16 protein-coding genes and 1 riboswitch are annotated in these 17,282 nt (G+C 72.3%); all 16 genes read right to left on the bottom strand.

Features of this window, described 5'->3' with window-relative positions; translation table 11 throughout:
- Positions 1–149: 149 nt before the first annotated feature.
- A complete protein-coding gene (locus ABE438_RS18140; RefSeq protein WP_346504072.1) occupies positions 150–1,169 on the bottom strand; it encodes a DUF6925 family protein in 1,020 nt (339 codons plus the stop codon).
- Positions 1,156–1,956 carry an ABC transporter ATP-binding protein gene (locus ABE438_RS18135; RefSeq protein WP_346504071.1) on the bottom strand — a complete coding sequence of 267 codons (801 nt, stop codon included), beginning with the start codon at positions 1,954–1,956 and terminating at the stop codon, positions 1,156–1,158. The genes ABE438_RS18140 and ABE438_RS18135 overlap by 14 nt, the downstream gene beginning before the upstream one ends.
- Positions 1,956–2,969: a FecCD family ABC transporter permease gene (locus ABE438_RS18130; protein WP_346504070.1), complete on the bottom strand. Its 1,014-nt coding sequence runs from the start codon at positions 2,967–2,969 to the stop codon at positions 1,956–1,958. The genes ABE438_RS18135 and ABE438_RS18130 overlap by 1 nt, the downstream gene beginning before the upstream one ends.
- On the bottom strand, positions 2,966–3,820 hold the full coding sequence (locus ABE438_RS18125; protein WP_346504069.1) for an ABC transporter substrate-binding protein: 855 nt from the start codon (positions 3,818–3,820) through the stop codon (positions 2,966–2,968). Before ABE438_RS18125 ends, ABE438_RS18130 begins: the two co-directional genes overlap by 4 nt.
- Positions 3,817–5,766, bottom strand: a complete 1,950-nt coding sequence (locus ABE438_RS18120) for a TonB-dependent receptor plug domain-containing protein (RefSeq protein WP_346504068.1) — start codon at positions 5,764–5,766, stop codon at positions 3,817–3,819. Before ABE438_RS18120 ends, ABE438_RS18125 begins: the two co-directional genes overlap by 4 nt.
- A gap of 119 nt (positions 5,767–5,885) precedes the next feature.
- Positions 5,886–6,087, bottom strand: a riboswitch (cobalamin riboswitch).
- A gap of 250 nt (positions 6,088–6,337) precedes the next feature.
- Complete coding sequence (locus ABE438_RS18115) at positions 6,338–7,492, bottom strand: GNAT family N-acetyltransferase (RefSeq protein ID WP_346504067.1); 1,155 nt, start codon at positions 7,490–7,492, stop codon at positions 6,338–6,340.
- Positions 7,489–8,334 carry an alpha/beta hydrolase gene (locus tag ABE438_RS18110; RefSeq protein WP_346504066.1) on the bottom strand — a complete coding sequence of 282 codons (846 nt, stop codon included), beginning with the start codon at positions 8,332–8,334 and terminating at the stop codon, positions 7,489–7,491. Before ABE438_RS18110 ends, ABE438_RS18115 begins: the two co-directional genes overlap by 4 nt.
- Positions 8,331–9,251: an arginase family protein gene (locus tag ABE438_RS18105; protein ID WP_346504065.1), complete on the bottom strand. Its 921-nt coding sequence runs from the start codon at positions 9,249–9,251 to the stop codon at positions 8,331–8,333. The genes ABE438_RS18110 and ABE438_RS18105 overlap by 4 nt, the downstream gene beginning before the upstream one ends.
- A gap of 17 nt (positions 9,252–9,268) precedes the next feature.
- Positions 9,269–10,681 (bottom strand): aspartate aminotransferase family protein, encoded by a 1,413-nt coding sequence (locus tag ABE438_RS18100; protein WP_465248634.1) that lies wholly within the window; start codon positions 10,679–10,681, stop codon positions 9,269–9,271.
- Between the two features lie 25 nt (positions 10,682–10,706).
- Positions 10,707–11,441: an HAD-IB family phosphatase gene (locus ABE438_RS18095; protein ID WP_346504064.1), complete on the bottom strand. Its 735-nt coding sequence runs from the start codon at positions 11,439–11,441 to the stop codon at positions 10,707–10,709.
- Between the two features lie 8 nt (positions 11,442–11,449).
- The gene (locus ABE438_RS18090) at positions 11,450–12,667 is read right to left on the bottom strand and encodes a beta-ketoacyl-[acyl-carrier-protein] synthase family protein (RefSeq protein ID WP_346504063.1); all 1,218 of its coding nucleotides are present in this window, start codon (positions 12,665–12,667) and stop codon (positions 11,450–11,452) included.
- Positions 12,664–12,966, bottom strand: coding sequence for an acyl carrier protein (locus ABE438_RS18085; RefSeq protein ID WP_346504062.1), 303 nt, complete (start codon positions 12,964–12,966; stop codon positions 12,664–12,666). Before ABE438_RS18085 ends, ABE438_RS18090 begins: the two co-directional genes overlap by 4 nt.
- Positions 12,967–13,054: 88 nt before the next feature.
- A complete protein-coding gene (locus ABE438_RS18080) occupies positions 13,055–13,972 on the bottom strand; it encodes an HlyD family efflux transporter periplasmic adaptor subunit (RefSeq protein WP_346504061.1) in 918 nt (305 codons plus the stop codon).
- Positions 13,969–14,694, bottom strand: coding sequence for an ABC transporter ATP-binding protein (locus tag ABE438_RS18075; protein WP_346504060.1), 726 nt, complete (start codon positions 14,692–14,694; stop codon positions 13,969–13,971). The genes ABE438_RS18080 and ABE438_RS18075 overlap by 4 nt, the downstream gene beginning before the upstream one ends.
- Positions 14,691–15,824: an ABC transporter permease gene (locus ABE438_RS18070; protein ID WP_346504059.1), complete on the bottom strand. Its 1,134-nt coding sequence runs from the start codon at positions 15,822–15,824 to the stop codon at positions 14,691–14,693. The genes ABE438_RS18075 and ABE438_RS18070 overlap by 4 nt, the downstream gene beginning before the upstream one ends.
- Complete coding sequence (locus tag ABE438_RS18065) at positions 15,824–17,224, bottom strand: efflux transporter outer membrane subunit (RefSeq protein WP_346504058.1); 1,401 nt, start codon at positions 17,222–17,224, stop codon at positions 15,824–15,826. Before ABE438_RS18065 ends, ABE438_RS18070 begins: the two co-directional genes overlap by 1 nt.
- Between the last annotated feature and the right edge of the window lie 58 nt (positions 17,225–17,282).

The following is a 17,282-nucleotide window of genomic DNA, read 5'->3' as shown; positions in this document are numbered from 1 at the left end:
CAGCCCGGTAGCTCGTCAGGCTCATAACCTGAAGGTCGTCAGTTCAAATCTGGCCCCCGCAACCAAAGACACCAAAACCCCGCCTCACCAAGAGGCGGGGTTTTCGCGTTCTAGACACAACGAAAGCCTGGAACACGCGCGATCCGCGTTCAGGCGTGCCCGTACGCGTCGCCGTCTTCGGGTGCGCCGTCGTCGATCGTGCGGATGTCGAAGGCGGCCAGCCAGCGTTCCAGGCCCAGCGGGCGCTCGCTCGAGGCCGCGAGCTGGCGCAGGCTGGCCTTCAGGCTGTGGCTGGCCGCGCGCGTCGTCGGCGCAGAGACGCTACTCGGCTGGCTGCCGCCGTGGATCGCCGCGAGGAGATCCCGCTTGAGCCTGACGAGTTCGGCATCGCCATAGGCTTCGAGAAGCAGCTGGAACCGCCGGTGGGCGTGCTCGTCCCAGGGCTTCGGCCGGCCCAGCGCATCCTTCGCCGCATGGGCGGGAACGAGGTGCGCACAGGGCACGAACCCGTCCGGTATCGGCTCCGTCGCGGCATGCGTTCGGCCCGTGCGCAGCAGCTTGGGCAGGACATGGGTGTGCGGCCCTTCCGGGCTCTTTCCGTCCGCCGGCGGGATCGGCTGATAGACCTCGCAGCGGCCGAAGCGGGCGATGAAGACGCGGTGCGGCCCGGCGGATACGATCGCGCCCATGGCACCGTTGCCGGGCGCCAAAAGCGGCCGGCCGGCCTCCGCCCTGAGCGCGCCGATCAGCGCGGGATCGGCGGTGCGGATGCAGATGTCGGCCTGCAGCGTCGAAAGGCCCATGTCGAACAGGATCGCGGCGCGATCCTCCTCGCGCAAGGCGTCTTCGTCCGGGCCGAGTTCGGTCAGTGTGGCCCGGCCGGACATGGCGCAGGCATCCGCCGGCAGGCACAGCGCGACGCGGTGGCTCCAGCTTACGCCTGTCGCGGATTCCGAGGCGAAGGGGCGGATGCCGGCGAGCGAGCCGAAGCCGATGCCGCCGCGCGCCGTCGTCGCGGAGAGCCGGTCCGGCCGGTCGACGATCGCGCAGGCCTCGCCGGGATCGCGCATGAACTCGGCGATGGCGCCGAAGGTGCCCAGATTCCACTGGGTGCCGGCATCGTGGATATGCGCGCGCAGCAGCGCGCGCAGGGTCTCAGCGTCGGTCATCGTCGGAGCCTCTTCTTGCGGTTGTCTGCCAGGGCAGGAGGAAGGGCGTGCCGGCATGGAGGCCGCGCAGGGCCACCACGCCGAAGATCTCGGCCAGGCGCGTCTCGTCGAGCACCGCCTCGGGCGGGCCATCGGCGACTCCGCGACCCTGATGGATCAGGAGGAGCCGGTCGCAGAAGCGCGCCGCGAGCGAGAGGTCGTGCAGCACCACGGCGACGCCGGTGCCTGCGGCGGCGATGGCGCGCAGCAATCGAAGCGTGTCGAGCTGATGGCCGGGATCGAGCCCGGCGAGCGGCTCGTCGGCGAGGAGATAGAAGGCTTCCACCGCCAGCGCCCGCGCCAGCAGCACGCGCCGGCGCTCGCCGCCCGACAGCGTGCCGACGGGGCGCGCCGCGAAGCCGGAGACGTCGCAGCGCCGCATCGCCTCGGCGATCGCGGCGCGGTCCGCCTCGCTCTCCGCGGCGAAGGGCCGGCGATGCGGCAGCCGGCCGAGCCCGACCAAAGCGCCCGCGCTGAGCGACCAGGCCGCCTGGCCCTCCTGGGCGAGGAAGGCGACGCGCCGCGCCAGCGCTTTCGCGCCGAGCTGCGCGCGGGTCTCGCCGTCGACGCGCAACTCGCCCACGTCGGGCGCGAGCACGCCGGCGAGCACCCGCAGCAGGGTCGACTTTCCGGCGCCGTTCGGGCCGACGATGCCGAGGACCTCGCCGCGCGCGAGCGTCGCGTCGACCGCATCGAGAACGCGGCGGCCGGCGAGATCGACGCCGATGGTCCGGGCGACGATCGCCATCACAGGGCCTCCCGCCGCAGGCGCTGGACCAGCGCGAACAGGAAGGGCGCCCCGATCAGCGCCGTGACCACGCCGAGCTTCAGCTCGGGCCGGATCGGCGCCAGCCTGACGCCGAGATCGGCGGCGAGCACCAGGATCGCGCCGCCGAAGCCGCTCGCGATCAGCAGCCGTCCGGGCCGGTGGCCGACCAGCGGGCGCAGCAGATGCGGCACGACCAGCCCGACGAAGCCGATCGCGCCGGCGACCGCGACTGCGCCGCCGACGCTGAGCGCCGCGCCGCCGATCAGCCGGACGCGCAGCGCGGTCAGGCCGAAGCCGAGGCTGGCCGCGGTCTCCTCGCCGAGGCTCAGCGCGTCGAGCGCCGGCGCGGTCGAGGCCATCAGCAGCCAGCCCGCGGCCATCAGCGGCAGGGCCAGCCAGACATGGCTCATGCTGCGGTCCGCCAGCGAGCCCATCAGCCAGAAGACGATCTCGAGCGCCGCATAGGGGTTCGGCGCGAGATTGAGCGCCAGCGCGGTGGCGGCGCCGGCGAAGCTGTTCAGCGCCACGCCGGCGAGGATCAGCGTCGTGGTGCTGGCACCGCGCCCGAGCAGGGCGAACAGGACGAGCGTGGCGACCAGCGCCCCGGCGATCCCGCCCAGCGGCAGCGCCAGTGCCATGGCACCCGACAGGCCGCTGTAGAAGGCGGCGACCGCGCCGAAGGCCGCGGCGCTGGAGATGCCGACCACGCCCGGCTCGGCCAGCGGGTTGCGCATCATGCCCTGCATCGCCGCCCCCGCCATGCCGAGGCTGAAGCCGACCAGCCCGCCGAGCAGCGCGCGCGGCAGGCGCAGCTCCACCAGGACCAGCGCCGGGAGGGTGGCGCGTCCCGCGGCGAGATCGGCGACGGCCTGGCCGAGATCGAGCGGCTCGTAGCCCACCGCCAGCGACACAGCGAGCATCGCCAGAGTGAGGACAGTGAGCGCCGGCAGCAGCACGGCGGGCCGCAGGCCGTCATGGCCGACAGGGGTCATCGTGCGGGCTCCAGGGTTTCGACCAGGTGTTCGATGGCGTCGACGACGCTCGGGCCGGCGCAGGTCCACAGGCGCGAGGGCAGCGTAACCAGCCGCAGGCGGTCCGACAGCCGCGCTATGACGGGATGATGCAGCACCTCATGGGCGAGCGAGGGCGGGCCGTCCGGCGTGTCGTTGAGGATCAGAACCTCGGCCCGGGCGAGCGCCACCGTCTCCAGCGCGATCTGCCCGTAGCTCTCGATGCCGAGCTCGGCGGCGATGTTGACCAGCCCGGCGCGGGTCAGGATCTCGTCGACCAGCGAGCCGCGGCCGACGGCGAACCCGTTCGGCCGCAGCACGATCGCGCGCAGCGGCCGCGCCGGGCGCCTTGCCTCCAGTGCGTCGAGCCGCGCGTCGATCCCGGCGATCAGCGCCTCGCCGCGTGCCTCCTCGTCGAGCAGCGCCGCCATCTCGCGGATCTGGGCGCGCATCTCGGCGAGGTTGCGCGGCACGCCGAACTCATGTGCCGGCCGCCCGACCCGCCGGAGCAGCGAGACCGTCGCGCGGGTGGTGTAGCTGCCGGCGACGACGAGGTCCGGCCGGGCGGCCAGCACCTGCTCGACCAGGCCCTGATTGGCCGGCACGCGGCGCGCCAGCTCCGCCATGTTGGCGTTGCGTGGATCCTGCGAGAGCCAGGTCACGGAGGCGATCGCGCCGGGATCGGCGAGGCGCAGCACCAGCTCGTCCGTGCACATGTTGAGCGAGACGATGCGCGCCGGCCGCGCCGCCGCCGGCGCGACGGCGCAGGCGAACCCCGCCGCCAGGAGCGCGGCGAGGAGGCGACGGCCAAGCCCGGCGCGCGGCCCCCTCATCCGCCGAGCGCCACCTTGAGCCCGGCATAGGCGCCGAGGCCCGGCACCAGGAAGCCGACCGGGTTCTGCCAGCTCTTGTCGAAGAGGTTGTCGACGCGGCCGAAGACGGTGAGCCGGTCGGTCGCCTTGTACTCGGCGGCGAGGTTGACCAGGGTAGCGCCCTTGGCCCGCAGCCGCCTGACCGAGAAGTCGCGGTTCCCGTCGACCCAGGGGCCGACATAGATCACGGTGGCCGACAGGCTCAGCCTGTCGATCGGCGTCCAGCTGACGGTGCCGCTGGCCTTGTGGCGCGGGCGGCGCAGCAGCTCCTGCCGTGCCGTCTCGTCCTTGGCGAGGGTGAAGGTATAGTCGGCCCGAAGCTTCAGCTCCGGCGAGATATCGAGCGCGGCGAAGGCTTCGACGCCCTGCGTCCGCGCCTTGCCGACATTGGCGTAGGACGTGCCGGCCGCGTTGGTGACGATCAGGTTGTCGATGTCGTTGCGGAACCAGGTCGCGCCGACCTGCAGGCGCTTGTCGAGCAGCGGCTGCTCGAAGCCGACATCCCAGCCGCGACTCTCCTCCGGCTTGAGGTTCGGGTTGCCGTAGAAGTTGAAGCCCGGGCGGTAGTCGACGAAGAGCTCGCTCAGCGTCGGCGCCTTGAAGCCTGTGCCGTAGCTCGCCTTCAGCTTGGTCTGCGTCTCCGGCACGATATAGGCCGGCGCGATGCGGTAGGTGGTGTGGCCGCCATAGCTGTCGTCATGGTCGTGGCGGATATTGGCCGCGACGAAGAAGCGATCGGCGAGATTGCCCTGATATTCGAGGAAGGCGGCCTTGTTGCCGTTCGAGGCGGTCAGGGTCGTCGTCTCGATCCGCTCCCGCTCATATTGAAGCCCGCCGGTCAGGACGTGGCCCTTGGCGAGTTCGAGATCGCCGCGCCAGTCCAGCTTGATCCGCTCGCCCAGATTCTCGGTGGGCATGCCGAGATTGCCGAACACCGTCGGCGAGCGGTTGGAGCGATCCTGGCGGGAATAGGAGACGCCGAACCGGCTGACGGCGCGACCCGCCAGCGGATCCCAGACGACCTCGCCGCGGGTGAAGCCCTGCGCGTAGTTGTTGAGCGCGCGCAGACCGGTCGGGCGGCTGGGGAAGCCCGCATCGTAGGGCGAGCGGAACTGGCCGTCGGTGTAGCGGCCGACCCAGTTCAGGCGAACGGTATCGCCGAGCGCCACGCCGAGGCGCGCCGAATAGGAATAGGCGTCATAGGCGTTGGGCCGGACGCGCACGCCGGGCGGCACCAGGCCGGACGGCACGGAATCCGTCGAATCCGAGCGCATATGCGAGACGTTGAAGGCGTAGTCGAAGCGGTCGTCGCCGCCGCTGAACCCGGCCGTCTGGTTGAAGGTGCCGTGCGAGCCGGCCTCGACGCGGGCGGTCATCCGCGGCGGCCCCTCGCCGCGCTTGGTGGTGATCGCGATGACGCCGCCGAGCGCATTGGCGCCGTAGAGCCCGCTCTGCGGCCCGCGCAGCACCTCGATGCGCGCGATGTCGTCGGTCAGCATCGAGCCGAAGTCGAAGGAGCGGTTCGGCGTCGACGGGTCGTTGGCCTCGATGCCGTCGATCAGCACCTTGACGTGGTTGGAGTTGGTGCCGCGCATGAAGACCGAAGTCTGGCCGCCGGGCCCGCCGGTCTGCACGACGTTCAGCCCCGGCACGGTGGCGAGCGCGTCCGGCAGGGTGCGGCGCTGCCGCTGCTCGATCTCGCCGGCGGTGACGACGGTCACGGAGCTCGCCACCTCGCGCGCCGGCGTCGGCGTTCCCGTGGCGCTGACCACGATCTGGTCGAGGGCGATCGCCTCGGCAGGCGCCTGCGCCTGGGCGGCGCCGGCGATCAGCGCCATGGCGAGGGCGAGGCTCGAAATGGAGGAAATCGACGCATGGCGTCGGGCGGCTTGCGGAAGACGGCTCACGATGAGACCTCGGGCGTTGACGTCTGTGGCACGTCACCGCGAACGCGATCTCCCGTTCGCTCCCGTGCAGGAGCAGACAGTCGAGCAGCGATCGAAACACCCCGTCCGAACGTGTTCGCGTGTGACCACGACTGACGGCAGGTCTCCTGGCTCGCGGGTCGCTGCCCCGTCACCGCCTTCCCAGGCCCAAGGTCCCAGTGGCGCGTGGCGACGAGGCTCGCCGCTTACAGTTGCGGGGGCAGCCGCAGCATAGAATGGCGGAGCCATCCGCACTGCGTTCCCTTTTGATCCCCTAAGGGAACCGTCGCGGCCAGGGATAGGGCGAAAATGAGGCAGCGTCAAACGCGGACGGCGCGATCGAACAACGTTGCGGTGGCATCGGCGGACTCAAGCCGTTCTCCTCTGTCGATCGCCCCGCTACGCGCCCCCGGCGGATGAAGCCGGGTCATGCCGGAGCACGCCGGACCGTTACGAGACGCAGCGCCGTCACCTGGTGTCATCGCTCGGCCCGCCCAGTGCAGTGCGCCGCGCCCGCATGGCTCGCCCGGATCGATGCCGCCAGCGCCGGCGGCTATCGCGCCGCCGGCAAGCGGGCCAGATCCGGATCGAACCGGTCGAACGACACGGTCGAGGCGATGCGACGCAGCCCCCACTGCAGAAGCTTGCTGCGATGGAGGACATGAAGCCGGGTCGGCACCAGCCGGCTGCCGAAGCGCAGTTTCGAGGCGTAGGCGGTCTGCCCGCTCTGCAGCGAGACGATCCCGCGCGACAGGCAGAAGCGGACATTCGCCATCCAGCTGACCGCATAGAGATTGTGCTCGCGCGCCAGCGGGTAACGCATGCCCAGGAACTTATCGATGACGCGGCCTGGCTCGATCAGCAGCAGGTTGAAGGCGGCGAGTTCGTCGCCGATCCAGTACAGCGCGAAGACGGCCCTCTCGCCGAGGGCACGCGACACCGCCGCGAAGTAGCCGGGCGGCAGGACTTCCAGCTCGCCGTAATCCAGGCCGCTGCGGCGCCGGGTCGATTCGTACAGCTCCGCGATGAGCTCTTCCAGTCCCGTGATGTCGCTGCGGTGCTCGATCCGGACCGCCTGCGCTCTGGCCAGTTTCCGCCGGATGTCCTTGCGTGTCGCGGCCGACAGCGATGCGAGATAGCCGTCCTCATCGGCATAGGGCAGGTCGAGGATGGCGACCGGAAGGCTGCCGATGCGGGCGAACCCCTCCCGCGAGAGGCACGGCGCGACCAGCGCATCGTCGGCCGGGGCGAGATCCTTGAAGGCGACCAGCTGCGCGCCCTCCGCGGCCGCCTGCCGGCGAAGCGCATCCACGATGGCGCGCATCGCGGTCTCGCGGCGCGGGCCGTCGAGCCACGGCGCGAAGCCGAGATGGCAGCGATCGGCATAGGGCGAGCCTATGCAGATGATCCTGAGCGTCAGCAGGCGCGGAACGTAACGGTACACGGCATCGGCCACACCGCGCAGCCTGCCTTGCAAGGGCGTGTCGAGCCGGTAGTCCAGCCGGAAGAACGGCGCCACGGCGGCGATGCCCTGGGCGTCGGCAATGGCGACGGCAGCGCATCGCAGCCCGGTGCCGGAGGCCGCAGCGGCCTCGTCGCAGGCACGGTAGTAGCTGTGATCCTCGGCTTCGCCAGGCAGGCAGGCGTCCCACGCGGCCGCCGGGATCGCGGCGACGCTGTCGACGATGCGCGCGACCAGGCCGGTCATGACGCGGCGGCGGCGCGCTTGTGGGCGAGGCGCTGCGCCAGCGCCAGGGTGCGATCGACGACGATGCCGCGCTGCTGGTCGATGGTGACGAGGTGATAGCTGTCGTCGAGGATCACGGCGTCGACCAGCCCGCCGAGGCGGCGCTGGACCTCGAAGGCGTTGGAGAGGCCGGCGATGTCGTCCTCGCGGGCATGGACGAGCAAGGCCGGGCAGGTGACGGCCGGCATCTGCCTGCGCGTCTCGGCGACGAGGCGCCAGAGCTGCTGGAGCGCCCGGGCCGGCGTGCCGTCGAGCCCGGCGCGGGAGGTGTCGCCGGACGCCATCGCCTCGACGATGGTGCGGCGCGTGCGGGCGTGCTTGATCCCGTAGGGCTCGCGCTCGGGAAAGCTGTAGCGGCGGCCCAGCGGGGTGTTGATCAGCCATTTCAGCAGGAAGGCATGGCGCGGGATCGCCCAGCCGTCATAGCGCAGCGTCGGCGCGTAGAGCGCCAGGCCGTCCACCGCCTGCGGGCGCTCGGCCGCGGCGTGGATGGCGAGCACCGCGCCCATGGAGAGCCCGCCGACGATCACCCGCTCGCAGCGGGTGCGCATCCGGGCGAGTTCGTCGTGCACGCTGCCGGCCCAGTCGCGCCAGCTGGTGGCGAGCAGGTCGGCCTCGCTGCCGCAATGGCCGGCCAGCTGCGGGCAATGGACGGTGTGGCCGGCTGCATGCAGCGCGCGTGCGATCAGCTTGAGCTCGACCGGCGTGCCGCCGAGCCCGTGGATCAGCAGGAAGCCGGTGGAGCCGCCGGCGAGCCTGACGCCGTGGTCGGTGCCGGCCGGAGGCGTGGGGGAGCGTGTCACGGCAGCACCCGATCGAGGCAGGCGAGCAGGGTGGCGTTGACCCGCGCGTTGACACCGAGCGTCTCCGCCGAGGGCGTGATCGGCGGCGGATGGTCGAAGCGGGCGAGCGTCCAGCGGAACGGATCGGTGAAGCGCGGCTCCGACCAGTCGCCGCAGACATCGACGCCGGCGATGTGCCGAGCCGCCGCGAGGCGCTCGATCGCGGCGATCAGATGGGCGAGCGGCATGGCGCCCTGGTCCCAGTTGGTCACGGCGTCGCCGGGGCCGAGCACGTCCTTGTCGATGGTCAGCCAGATCGCGCGGGTCGGGATCTGGGCGACGAGCTCGTCGAGGAAATCGCTCCACTCCTCTTCGGCCAGATTGCGCCAGTGCAGATGCCCGCCCTCCTGGCGGTAGCAGGCATTGCTGCCATAGCGCCCCCAGACGCGCGAGGGGGCATGGCGCCAGGGATAGAGCGCGATCCGCCCCTCGCGCAGGGCGGCGAGGTTGGCGAACTGCCATTCCGGCCTGACGAGGTCGCTGCTGCTCGGGCCGAGGGTCACGATCTTGCGGACATGCGGCAGCTCGAGCGCCCGGTTGACCCAGGCGCCGCAATTCACCGTCGCCGGGACGCGCACCCAGTCGGGGTGATTGTCGAAATGCACGATGGTGAGCGGCTCGTCCTGCGCCGCCACCAGCGAGGCAGTCAGGTGGTGGAAATCGCCGGAGCCGTAGAAGGTGACGCCCGGCCCGCTGCCGGCCGCGTCCGGCGGTAGCCGGGCGGAGAGGCTGCGCAGCGCGGTGCGGCTCGCCACGATGCGCAGCCGCCCGGCCAGATCGCGCGCGTCGATCCGGGTCGCGGCCCCCGCCTCGATGCGCTGGCGCAGCGGCTCCTGCGCCGGCAGGCTGCCGTCGAGATCGATCACCCGCAGGCGCATGATCCGGTCCGCCGCGCTCAGGCGTTCGCGACGCGGGCGAAGAGCTGGTCGAGCAGCGCGATCGCTAGGTCGATCTCGGCGTAGCTCATGGTCAGCGCCGGTGCGAGGGTGATGACGTTCTTGTGGTAGCCGCCGATGTCGAGCACCAGCCCATAGCGGCGGCCCGCCACCTCCAGATCGGCCTTCATGCCCTCGTCGCACATCAGGTCGACCAGGCGCTTGGACGGCGTATAGCTGTCGTGCGGCTCGCAGATCTCGATGCGCAGCGCCATGCCGAGCCCATCGACCTCGCCGACGATCTTGTGTCGGCGCTTCAGCTCCTCGAGGCCGGCGAGGAAGTGCTTGCCTTTCGCCATGACCATGGTCTCGTAGTCGTCCTCGGCCATCATCGTCATCGCCTCCAGCGCGACGGCGGTGCCGAGCGGATTGGCGTTGAAGGTCGAGTGCGTCGAGCCGGGCGGGAAGACGGTCGGGTTGATCAGCGCTTCCTTGGCCCAGATGCCGGAGAGCGGGTTCAGGCCGTTGGTCACCGCCTTGCCGAAGACGATCACGTCCGGCTGCACGCCGAAATGCTCGATCGACCAGAGCTTGCCGGTGCGGAAGAAGCCCATCTGGATCTCGTCGACGACCAGCAGGATGCCGTGGTCGTCGAGCACCTTCTTCAGCCCGGTGAAGAAGTTCGGCGGCGGGATGACGTAGCCGCCCGTGCCCTGCAAGGGCTCGACATAGAAGGCGGCATATTCGGACTGGCCGGCCTTCGGATCCCAGACGCCGTTGTATTCGCTCTCGAACAGCCGGGCGAACTGCGCGACGCAGTGCTCGCCATACTCCTCCTTGCTCATGCCCCTGGGGCCGCGGAAGTGGTAGGGGAAGGGGATGAAGTGCGCCCGCTCGCCGAAATGGCCGAAGCGGCGGCGATAGCGATAGGACGAGGTGATCGCCGAGGCGCCGAGCGTGCGGCCGTGATAGCCGCCCTCGAAGGCGAACATCAGGCTCTTGCCGTTCTTGGCGTTGCGGACGAGCTTGAGCGAATCCTCGACAGCCTGGGCGCCGCCGACATTGAAGTGCACCCGGCCCTTGGCGCCGAACTTGCGCTCGGCATCCTGGGCGATCAGTGCCGCGAGCTCGATCTTCTCGCGGTGGAGATACTGGCTGGCGACCTGCGGCAGCGTGTCGATCTGGCGCTTCAGAGCGGCGTTGAGGCGCGGATTGGCGTAGCCGAAATTCACCGCCGAATACCACATCTGCAGGTCGAGGAAGCGGTTTCCAGCCGCGTCCAGCATGAAGGAACCTTCGCAGCCCGAGAAGATCTTGGGCATCTGCGTGTAGTGCACCGTGTCGCCATGCGAGCAGTACTGGGCCTCGAGCGCCAGCAGGCGCGCTTCATCGGCTGCGAGGGCGTCCATGTCGACCGGCAGGCCGGAGGTCATGGGGTGGGCGTGCTTCAGGGCGGCGTCAGCCATTGATCTTGTCCTCGAGGTGATGGGTCGCTGCCGGCAGCGGCGCGCCGGCCAGGATGGCGTCCAGACGCGTGGCGGCGTCGGCGAAGTCGGTGATGGCGTGATGGGCGATGCCGGCCTGCCGGCAATGCGTCGCCAGCGCGCCCTTGGCGAAGACGAGATCGGCCTCGCCGGCCACGCAGAAATCGGAGCGGCCGTCGCCGACGAGCAGCGTCAGCGGCCGCGGCAGCCCGGCCGCGATACGGCATTTGCAGGTGCCGCTGGCGCAGGCGCCCTCCGGCGCGGCATGCGGCGAGGTGAGCCGCCAGCGATCGCCGCCGGCCGGTTCCAGCCGGTTAGCCATGACGGGGATATGGCCGAGACCGGCCCGCTTCATCACCGTACGGATCGTCCGGTCGAGCCCGTCGGAGACGATGGTCAGCGGGATGTCGTGGCGCCGGCACAGCAGCGCGAAGGCCGGGAAGCCCCAGTCGATCTCCAGCCCGGCGGCGAAGGTGTCGAGCACGTCGGGCGAGGCGCGCAGCAGCGCTACCTGACGCTCCATGCAGGTGCGCGAGCCGATCGCGCCGGCCTGCCACGCGGCCTCGATGTCCTCCCAGCCCGGCTCGGCGAAGCGCTGGAGCACGCGGTCGGTGGTGTCTTCGCGCGAGATGGTGCCGTCGAAATCGATGACGGCCTGCCAGGACGCCGGCAGGGTGGCCGGCGGGGCGCCATTGGGAGTGAGCGGCATGGGAAGTCTCACGACGATGCGAGAGCCGGGGCCTCGACCACCAGCGCGGCGTTGACGCCGCCGAAGGCGAAGCTGTTGCTGAGGCCGATGGCCCCCGTGATCGGCTGGTTGGCCGCGCTGATGGCGAGCGGGAAGGCCGCCTGCTCCGGCGCGAAGCCGAGCGTGCCCGGCGCGAGGCGGTGGTGCAGGGCGATGATCGTCGCGGCCAGCTCGATCGCGCCCGAGGCGCCGAGCGTATGGCCGTGGACCGGCTTGGTGGCCGAGAGCGGGATCCGCGCGGCGGCGTTCCCGAAGACGATGTCCAGTGCCTGCGCCTCGGCGGCGTCGTTGAGCAGCGTGCCGGTGCCATGCGCGTTGACATGGGCGATGTCGTCCGGCGCCAGCCCGGCACTGGCGAGGGCGGCGCGGATCGCCGCCGCGGCGCCCTGCGGGTCCGGCCGTATCAGGTCGCCGGCGTCGGAGGTCGTGCCGTAGCCGCGCAGCAGGGCGAGGACCGGGGCGCCACGGCGCTGCGCCGCCGCCTCGCTCTCCAGTACGAACACTGCCGCGCCTTCGCCGAGCACCATGCCGTCGCGCGCCGTGGTGAAGGGGCGGCAGAGCGTCGACGTCAGCACGCGCATCGCCTGCCAGCTCTGCAGGGCTGCCGGCGTCAGCGAGGCTTCGCTGCCGCCGACGAGCACGCGCTCGGCGAGGCCGGCGCGGATGAAGCCCATGCCGAGCCCGATCGCCTGGGCGCCGGAGGCGCAGGCGCTGGACACGGCGAGGACGGTGCCGCGGCAGCCCCAGCGGCGGCTGAGCAGCGCCGGTGCGGCATGGGCCATCAGCCTGGGAATGGTGAGCGGGTCGGGCCGGCGGCCGTCGACATAGAGTGCGTGATGGCTGTCGTCGATCGCGGTGGCGCCGCCGATGCCGGTGCCGAGCAGCACCGAGGTCCGATCGCCGGCGAGCGTGCCCTCGTCGAGCCCTGCGGCGGCGACGGCCTCCTCCGCGGCGAGCAGGGCGAGCACGCTGAAACGGTCATAGGCGCGGCCTTCGCCGGCCATGGTCGCCGCCTGGGCCGGCAGGGTCGCGATCTGCGCCGCCCGGAAGGCGCGCCGGCCGACCGTGCGTGGCAGCACGACCTCGCCGACGGCGCTGCGGCCTTCGAACAGGGCGTCGGCGAAGGCCGCCCTGTCGAGGCCGGCGGCCGAGCAGACCCCGAAGCCGGTGACGGCGACCGGCGTCATGACTGCAGCGCGGGCGTCGCGCGCTGGACCTGCTCGGCCAGCAGGGCGACGAGATCGCCGAGATTGCGGGCCTCGCCCCATTTCAGGTCGCTGCCGATCTCGATGTCGAAGGCATCCTCGATGCCGTTGATCACCATGACGGCCTCGAGCGAGTCGAAGTTCAGCTCGTCGAGCGTGGCGCCGGGCTTCATCGCGGCGCGGTCCAGCATGCCCTGCTCGACGATCACGTCGACGATGCGCGCGGCGAGCTCGGGCGCGACGGAGGACGGCCAGGCGTCGTCGGGCAGATTGGCTGACAAGGGAGATCTCCGGTCGGTTGTGCGTCTGCGGGGAGCGATGCGACTGGCGGATTACGCGGGCATTACGCAGGTCGAGGGCGCCCCGCGCTCACGGAGTGCGGAAGCGCACATAGACGCGCTGGCCGATCAGGAAGGCCTCGGGCCGCTCGATCGCGAGCACGCCGTCGGCGACGCGGACATCGGCCCGCTCGGTCGCGCCCTCGGCGGCGCGGCGATTGTCGAGATAGCTGCCGACCCGCAGCACGCGGCCCGGCGCGCTGGTGCGCTCGTCGCTCTCGGCGACGATCTCGGCGGCCATGCCTGGCTTCACCAGCCGCACGAAGCCCTCCTGGATCTCGGCGCGCACGATCAGCGGCGCATCGGGGATCACCACGAACATCTCGGTGGCCGCCGCGGCGGAAACCGTGTCGCCGGGCTTCACCGCGCGCCGTGCCACGCGCCCGGCCAGCGGCGCGCGGATCTCCCGGCGCTCGCGCTCATAGGCGGCGGCGTCGCGCCGCGCCGCGGCGAGGGCGAGCGCCGCCTCGGCGCTCCTGAACTCGCCCGTCAGAGCGGCCATCGCGGCCTCCGCCTCGTCGAGGGCCTGGGCCGAGACAGCCTGCTCCCTGGCGGCCCGGCGCATGCGGTCCAGGCCGCGCTGCTGCATGACGCGCCTTGTCTCCAGCGACGCACGCCGCGCCTTGGCCTCGTCGAGCGTGGCCTCGGCGGCGGCGAGCGCGAAGACGGCGTCACGCGCCACCAGCCGCGCCAGGACAGCCCCGGCCGCGACTTGGTCGCCCTCGGCGACCAGCACCTCGGCGACCTCGCCATCGCGGGTGGCGAGGATGCGCGAGAGCCCGCCCTCGACCTCGACGCGGCCGCGCGCTGCCGCGATCACGGGAGCGCCCTCCGCCGCCGGCTCGGCATCGGCCTGGCTGCTGTCGGTCAGCACCAGGATGCCGGTGGTGGCGCCGAAGGCGAGCGCCAGAACCAGCGGCGCGACGGTGGCGAAACGGGTGAGCTTCATGGGTGGATCTCCGTTGCGCTGGGGGCGGGGGCGCCATGGCTGTCGCGGCGCAGGCGCCCGTCCTCCATCTCGATGACGCGGTCGGCGCGGGCGATCAGGCGCGGATCGTGCGAAACGCAGACGACGATCGCGCCGCTGCGATGGGCGATCTCGCGCAGCAGGTCGGTGACGATGGCGCCGTTGACGGAGTCGAGCGCGCTGGTCGGTTCGTCGGCGAAGAGCAGGCGTGGCCGTTTGACGATGGCGCGCGCGATCGCGACCCGCTGCTTCTCGCCGCCGGACAGTTCGGCCGGGCGCAGATGGCTGCGATGGCCGAGCCCGACCATCTCGAGCGCGCTGGCTGCGCCGCGGCGCGCCTCGTCCTGCGGAACGCCGCGATAGTCGAGCACCAGCTGGACCTGCTCCAGCGCGTCGAGCGCCGGGAACAGGTTGAAGCCCTGGAAGACGAAGCCGCAATGCGCGAGGCGGAAGGCGTCGCGCCCGGCGTCGTCGAGCCGGCCGAGATCGGTGCCGAGCGCGTGCACCTCGCCGCTGTCCGGCCGCGACAGGCCGCTCATCAGCGAGAGCAGCGTGCTCTTGCCGCAGCCGGAGGGGCCGCTGATCAGCGAAAGCTCGCCGGGCCGCAGGGTGAGCGAGACGTCCGCCAGCGCCTGGGTACGGATCGACTGGACGAGATAGGATTTCGCCAGCCCGCTGGCGCTGAGGGAGGTGGGCGCCGTCATCGCAGCAGCGCCGCAGGATCGGCATGGCGCAGGCGGCGCAGGGCGAGCACGCCGGCGAGCAGCGCGACTGCCAGGACGAGCCCGCCGGACAGCGCCATGATGCCCGGCCCGAGCGCGAAGGGAATGCCGTTGAGATGGGCCAGCAGCGCGGCGAGCAGGCTGCCGGCGAGCCCGAAGGCGAGGCCGACCGCGCCGACCCAGCCGGCCTGCTCGACGACGATGCGCCGCAGCGCCGGGAAGGGCACGCCGATGGCGCGCAGCGTCGCGTATTGCGGGATCGAGGCTGCGACCGCGGCCATCAGGGTCTGGCTGGTGATCAGCGTGCCGACCAAGAGCGCGACGATCGTCGCGAAGATGAAGCCGACGCCGGCCCCCGATTCCAGCAGCCAGTAGCGCACCGAGCGGCCGGCCAACTCGGCCGCGGTCCAGACCTCGAAGCGCTGGCGCGCGTCCGGGCGCGAGAACCGGGTCTTCACCGCTCGCGCCGTGTCCGGGGAGCGCAGCGCGGCGAGGTAGTAGGTGACGGCGCCGGCACTGGCGAGCGAGCGGTCGAGCGCCCTGACGGTCGCCAGCGAGGCGACGATGTTGACGCCGCCCATGGCGCGCATGCCGCGCGTCGTGCCGACCACGCGCACCCGCTGGCCGTTGATCTCGGCGGTGCCGCCGATCGCGGTCGCGAGCTTGCCGAGATCGCCGTCGTCGACCAGCACGGTCGCCGGTTCCTCCAGCAGGACGCGGACCGCGCGCGGCATCGCCTCGGCGAGGCCGAGCCCGTCGGGTCGCGCATCGACGCCGATCAGCGTGACGCTGACGCCGCCGCCGCGCAGGCCCCGCCAGTCGCCCGAGCCCATCAGTAAGGGCTCGATTCGCAGCACGCGCGGGTCGACCAGCAGCTCGGCGGCGGCGCCGGCGTCGATGCTGCGGCCGAGATCGGCACTCTGGGTGCCGGGAAAGCCGACCCAGAGATCGGCGCGGGAACGCGTCACCGGCAGGGCGTTGGTGCCGACGATGCCGAGCAGCAGCGCGCCCTGCACGATGATGAGCACGCCGGAGAAGCCGACCGACATCACCGCTGGCAGGAAGCGCCGCCATTCGTGCAGCAGCGTCTTGCGGGCGAGCGCGACCGCCATCAGCCGCGGGCTCCGCGGGCGGGAGCCGTGGCCGCGACAGGGGTGGGAGTGCCCGCGCCCAGCGCCTTGCAGAGCGCAACCAGCGCCAACCCCTCGGCCTCGCGTGCTACGGCGAGACGGCGCTGCGCCAGGAGCAGGCCCGCTTCGGCCTCGGCGAGCCCGCCGGCATCGGCCAGGCCCTCGCGGCGCAGCACGCCCTGCCGCCGGGCGGCCCGGCGGTCGGCCTCGATCGCGGCGCCGAGCCGCGTCGCCGCCAAGCGCGCCGCGCGCCAGTTCGCCAGTGCGACGGACGCTTCCTGGTGGGCGGAGAGCACCGCCTGGCGATAGGCGGCGAGCGCGTCGTCGAGCAGCGCGCGCCTGGCGTGGAGCGCCGCCTGCCTGCGGCCGTAGTCGAAGAGCGGGATCTGGAGCGACGGGCCGCCGGCGAGGCCGAAGAGCGAGCCGGGCGACGGGCCGCCGATGCCGATCGTGCCGCCGAGGCGCAGCTTCGGATAGAGCTCTGCCTGCGCGATCCCGACCTCGGCCGCCGCCTTCAGCACGCGCTGCTCGGCCGCCCGCACGTCCGGGCGGGCCCGCAGCAGATCGGCGGGCCGGCCGGTGTCGGGGCTGCCCGACGCCAGCGGCTGCGGCGCCGGGGTGTCGAGGGCCGGGTCGGGCGTGGCGCTGCCGAGCAGGGTCGCGATCTGCTGGCGCAGGGCATCGGCGCGGGCGTCGAGCCGGGCCAGCTCGCCCTGCGTCTCCGCCAGCGCGGCGACGCTCTCGCCGTCGCTGCCCGGGGCGACCATGCCGAGGCGCGTGCGGCTGCGGGCGAGGCCGGCGCGCCGCTGCTGGGCGGTGACGAGCGCCGCGGTCAGGGCGCGCTGCCGCTGCACCGAGCGCAGGCCGATATAGGCGGCGGCGACCTCGGCTGTCACCGCGATGCGTACCGCGTCCAGCTCGTCGCCGACGATGGCGGCCGAGGCGGCGGCGGCGCGCGCCGTGCTGTCGGAGAGGCCGAACAGGCCGGCGTCCCAGCTGGTGTCAAAGCCGGCGAGCACCGGGCGCCGCAGCGGATCCTCGATCTGCTCGCGCGAATTGCCGGCGAGTGCCTGGCCGCTGCCGCCGATCGTCGGCAGGAAGAGGGAGGGGGCGGCGCCGGCCTGGCTACGTCCGGCGGCGAGCCGGGCACGCGCCTGCGCGATCGAGAGATTCTGGGCGGCCGCCTGCTCGACCAGCCGATCGAGCACCGGGTCGCGAAAGCGGCGCCACCAGTCGCCCGGATCGCGGCGCGGGCCGGGCGCGGTCTCCTGCGCATACTGCGCCGGCAGGTCCGGCGCTTCGCCGACGATGGTCTCGACGGTCGAGCAGGCGGCCAGCAGCGCGGCGCAGAGGAGCGCGGTGCCGAGCAGTACGGGTGACACGCCTGCCGCGGACGATCCTGCCGGCCGGGACGAGAGAGGGTGGGAAGGGCGCTGGGGC

It is taken from the genome of Allobosea sp. TWI1241, from assembly GCF_039673065.1.
Classification (GTDB): domain Bacteria; phylum Pseudomonadota; class Alphaproteobacteria; order Rhizobiales; family Beijerinckiaceae; genus Allobosea.
Note: the sequence above shows the minus strand (reverse complement) of the source record. Positions and strands in the feature narration are given on the sequence as shown.

Bases quoted from the DNA above. Each gene is read 5' to 3' on its own strand.
- ABE438_RS18140 (WP_346504072.1), bottom strand. From the start codon at position 1,169: ATGACCGACGCTGAGACCCTGCGCGCGCTGCTGCGCGCGCATATCCAC.
- ABE438_RS18135 (WP_346504071.1), bottom strand. From the start codon at position 1,956: ATGGCGATCGTCGCCCGGACCATCGGCGTCGATCTCGCCGGCCGCCGC.
- ABE438_RS18130 (WP_346504070.1), bottom strand. From the start codon at position 2,969: ATGACCCCTGTCGGCCATGACGGCCTGCGGCCCGCCGTGCTGCTGCCG.
- ABE438_RS18125 (WP_346504069.1), bottom strand. From the start codon at position 3,820: ATGAGGGGGCCGCGCGCCGGGCTTGGCCGTCGCCTCCTCGCCGCGCTC.
- ABE438_RS18115 (WP_346504067.1), bottom strand. From the start codon at position 7,492: ATGACCGGCCTGGTCGCGCGCATCGTCGACAGCGTCGCCGCGATCCCG.
- ABE438_RS18105 (WP_346504065.1), bottom strand. From the start codon at position 9,251: ATGCGCCTGCGGGTGATCGATCTCGACGGCAGCCTGCCGGCGCAGGAG.
- ABE438_RS18100 (WP_465248634.1), bottom strand. From the start codon at position 10,681: ATGACCTCCGGCCTGCCGGTCGACATGGACGCCCTCGCAGCCGATGAA.
- ABE438_RS18095 (WP_346504064.1), bottom strand. From the start codon at position 11,441: ATGCCGCTCACTCCCAATGGCGCCCCGCCGGCCACCCTGCCGGCGTCC.
- ABE438_RS18090 (WP_346504063.1), bottom strand. From the start codon at position 12,667: ATGACGCCGGTCGCCGTCACCGGCTTCGGGGTCTGCTCGGCCGCCGGC.
- ABE438_RS18080 (WP_346504061.1), bottom strand. From the start codon at position 13,972: ATGAAGCTCACCCGTTTCGCCACCGTCGCGCCGCTGGTTCTGGCGCTC.
- ABE438_RS18075 (WP_346504060.1), bottom strand. From the start codon at position 14,694: ATGACGGCGCCCACCTCCCTCAGCGCCAGCGGGCTGGCGAAATCCTAT.
- ABE438_RS18070 (WP_346504059.1), bottom strand. From the start codon at position 15,824: ATGGCGGTCGCGCTCGCCCGCAAGACGCTGCTGCACGAATGGCGGCGC.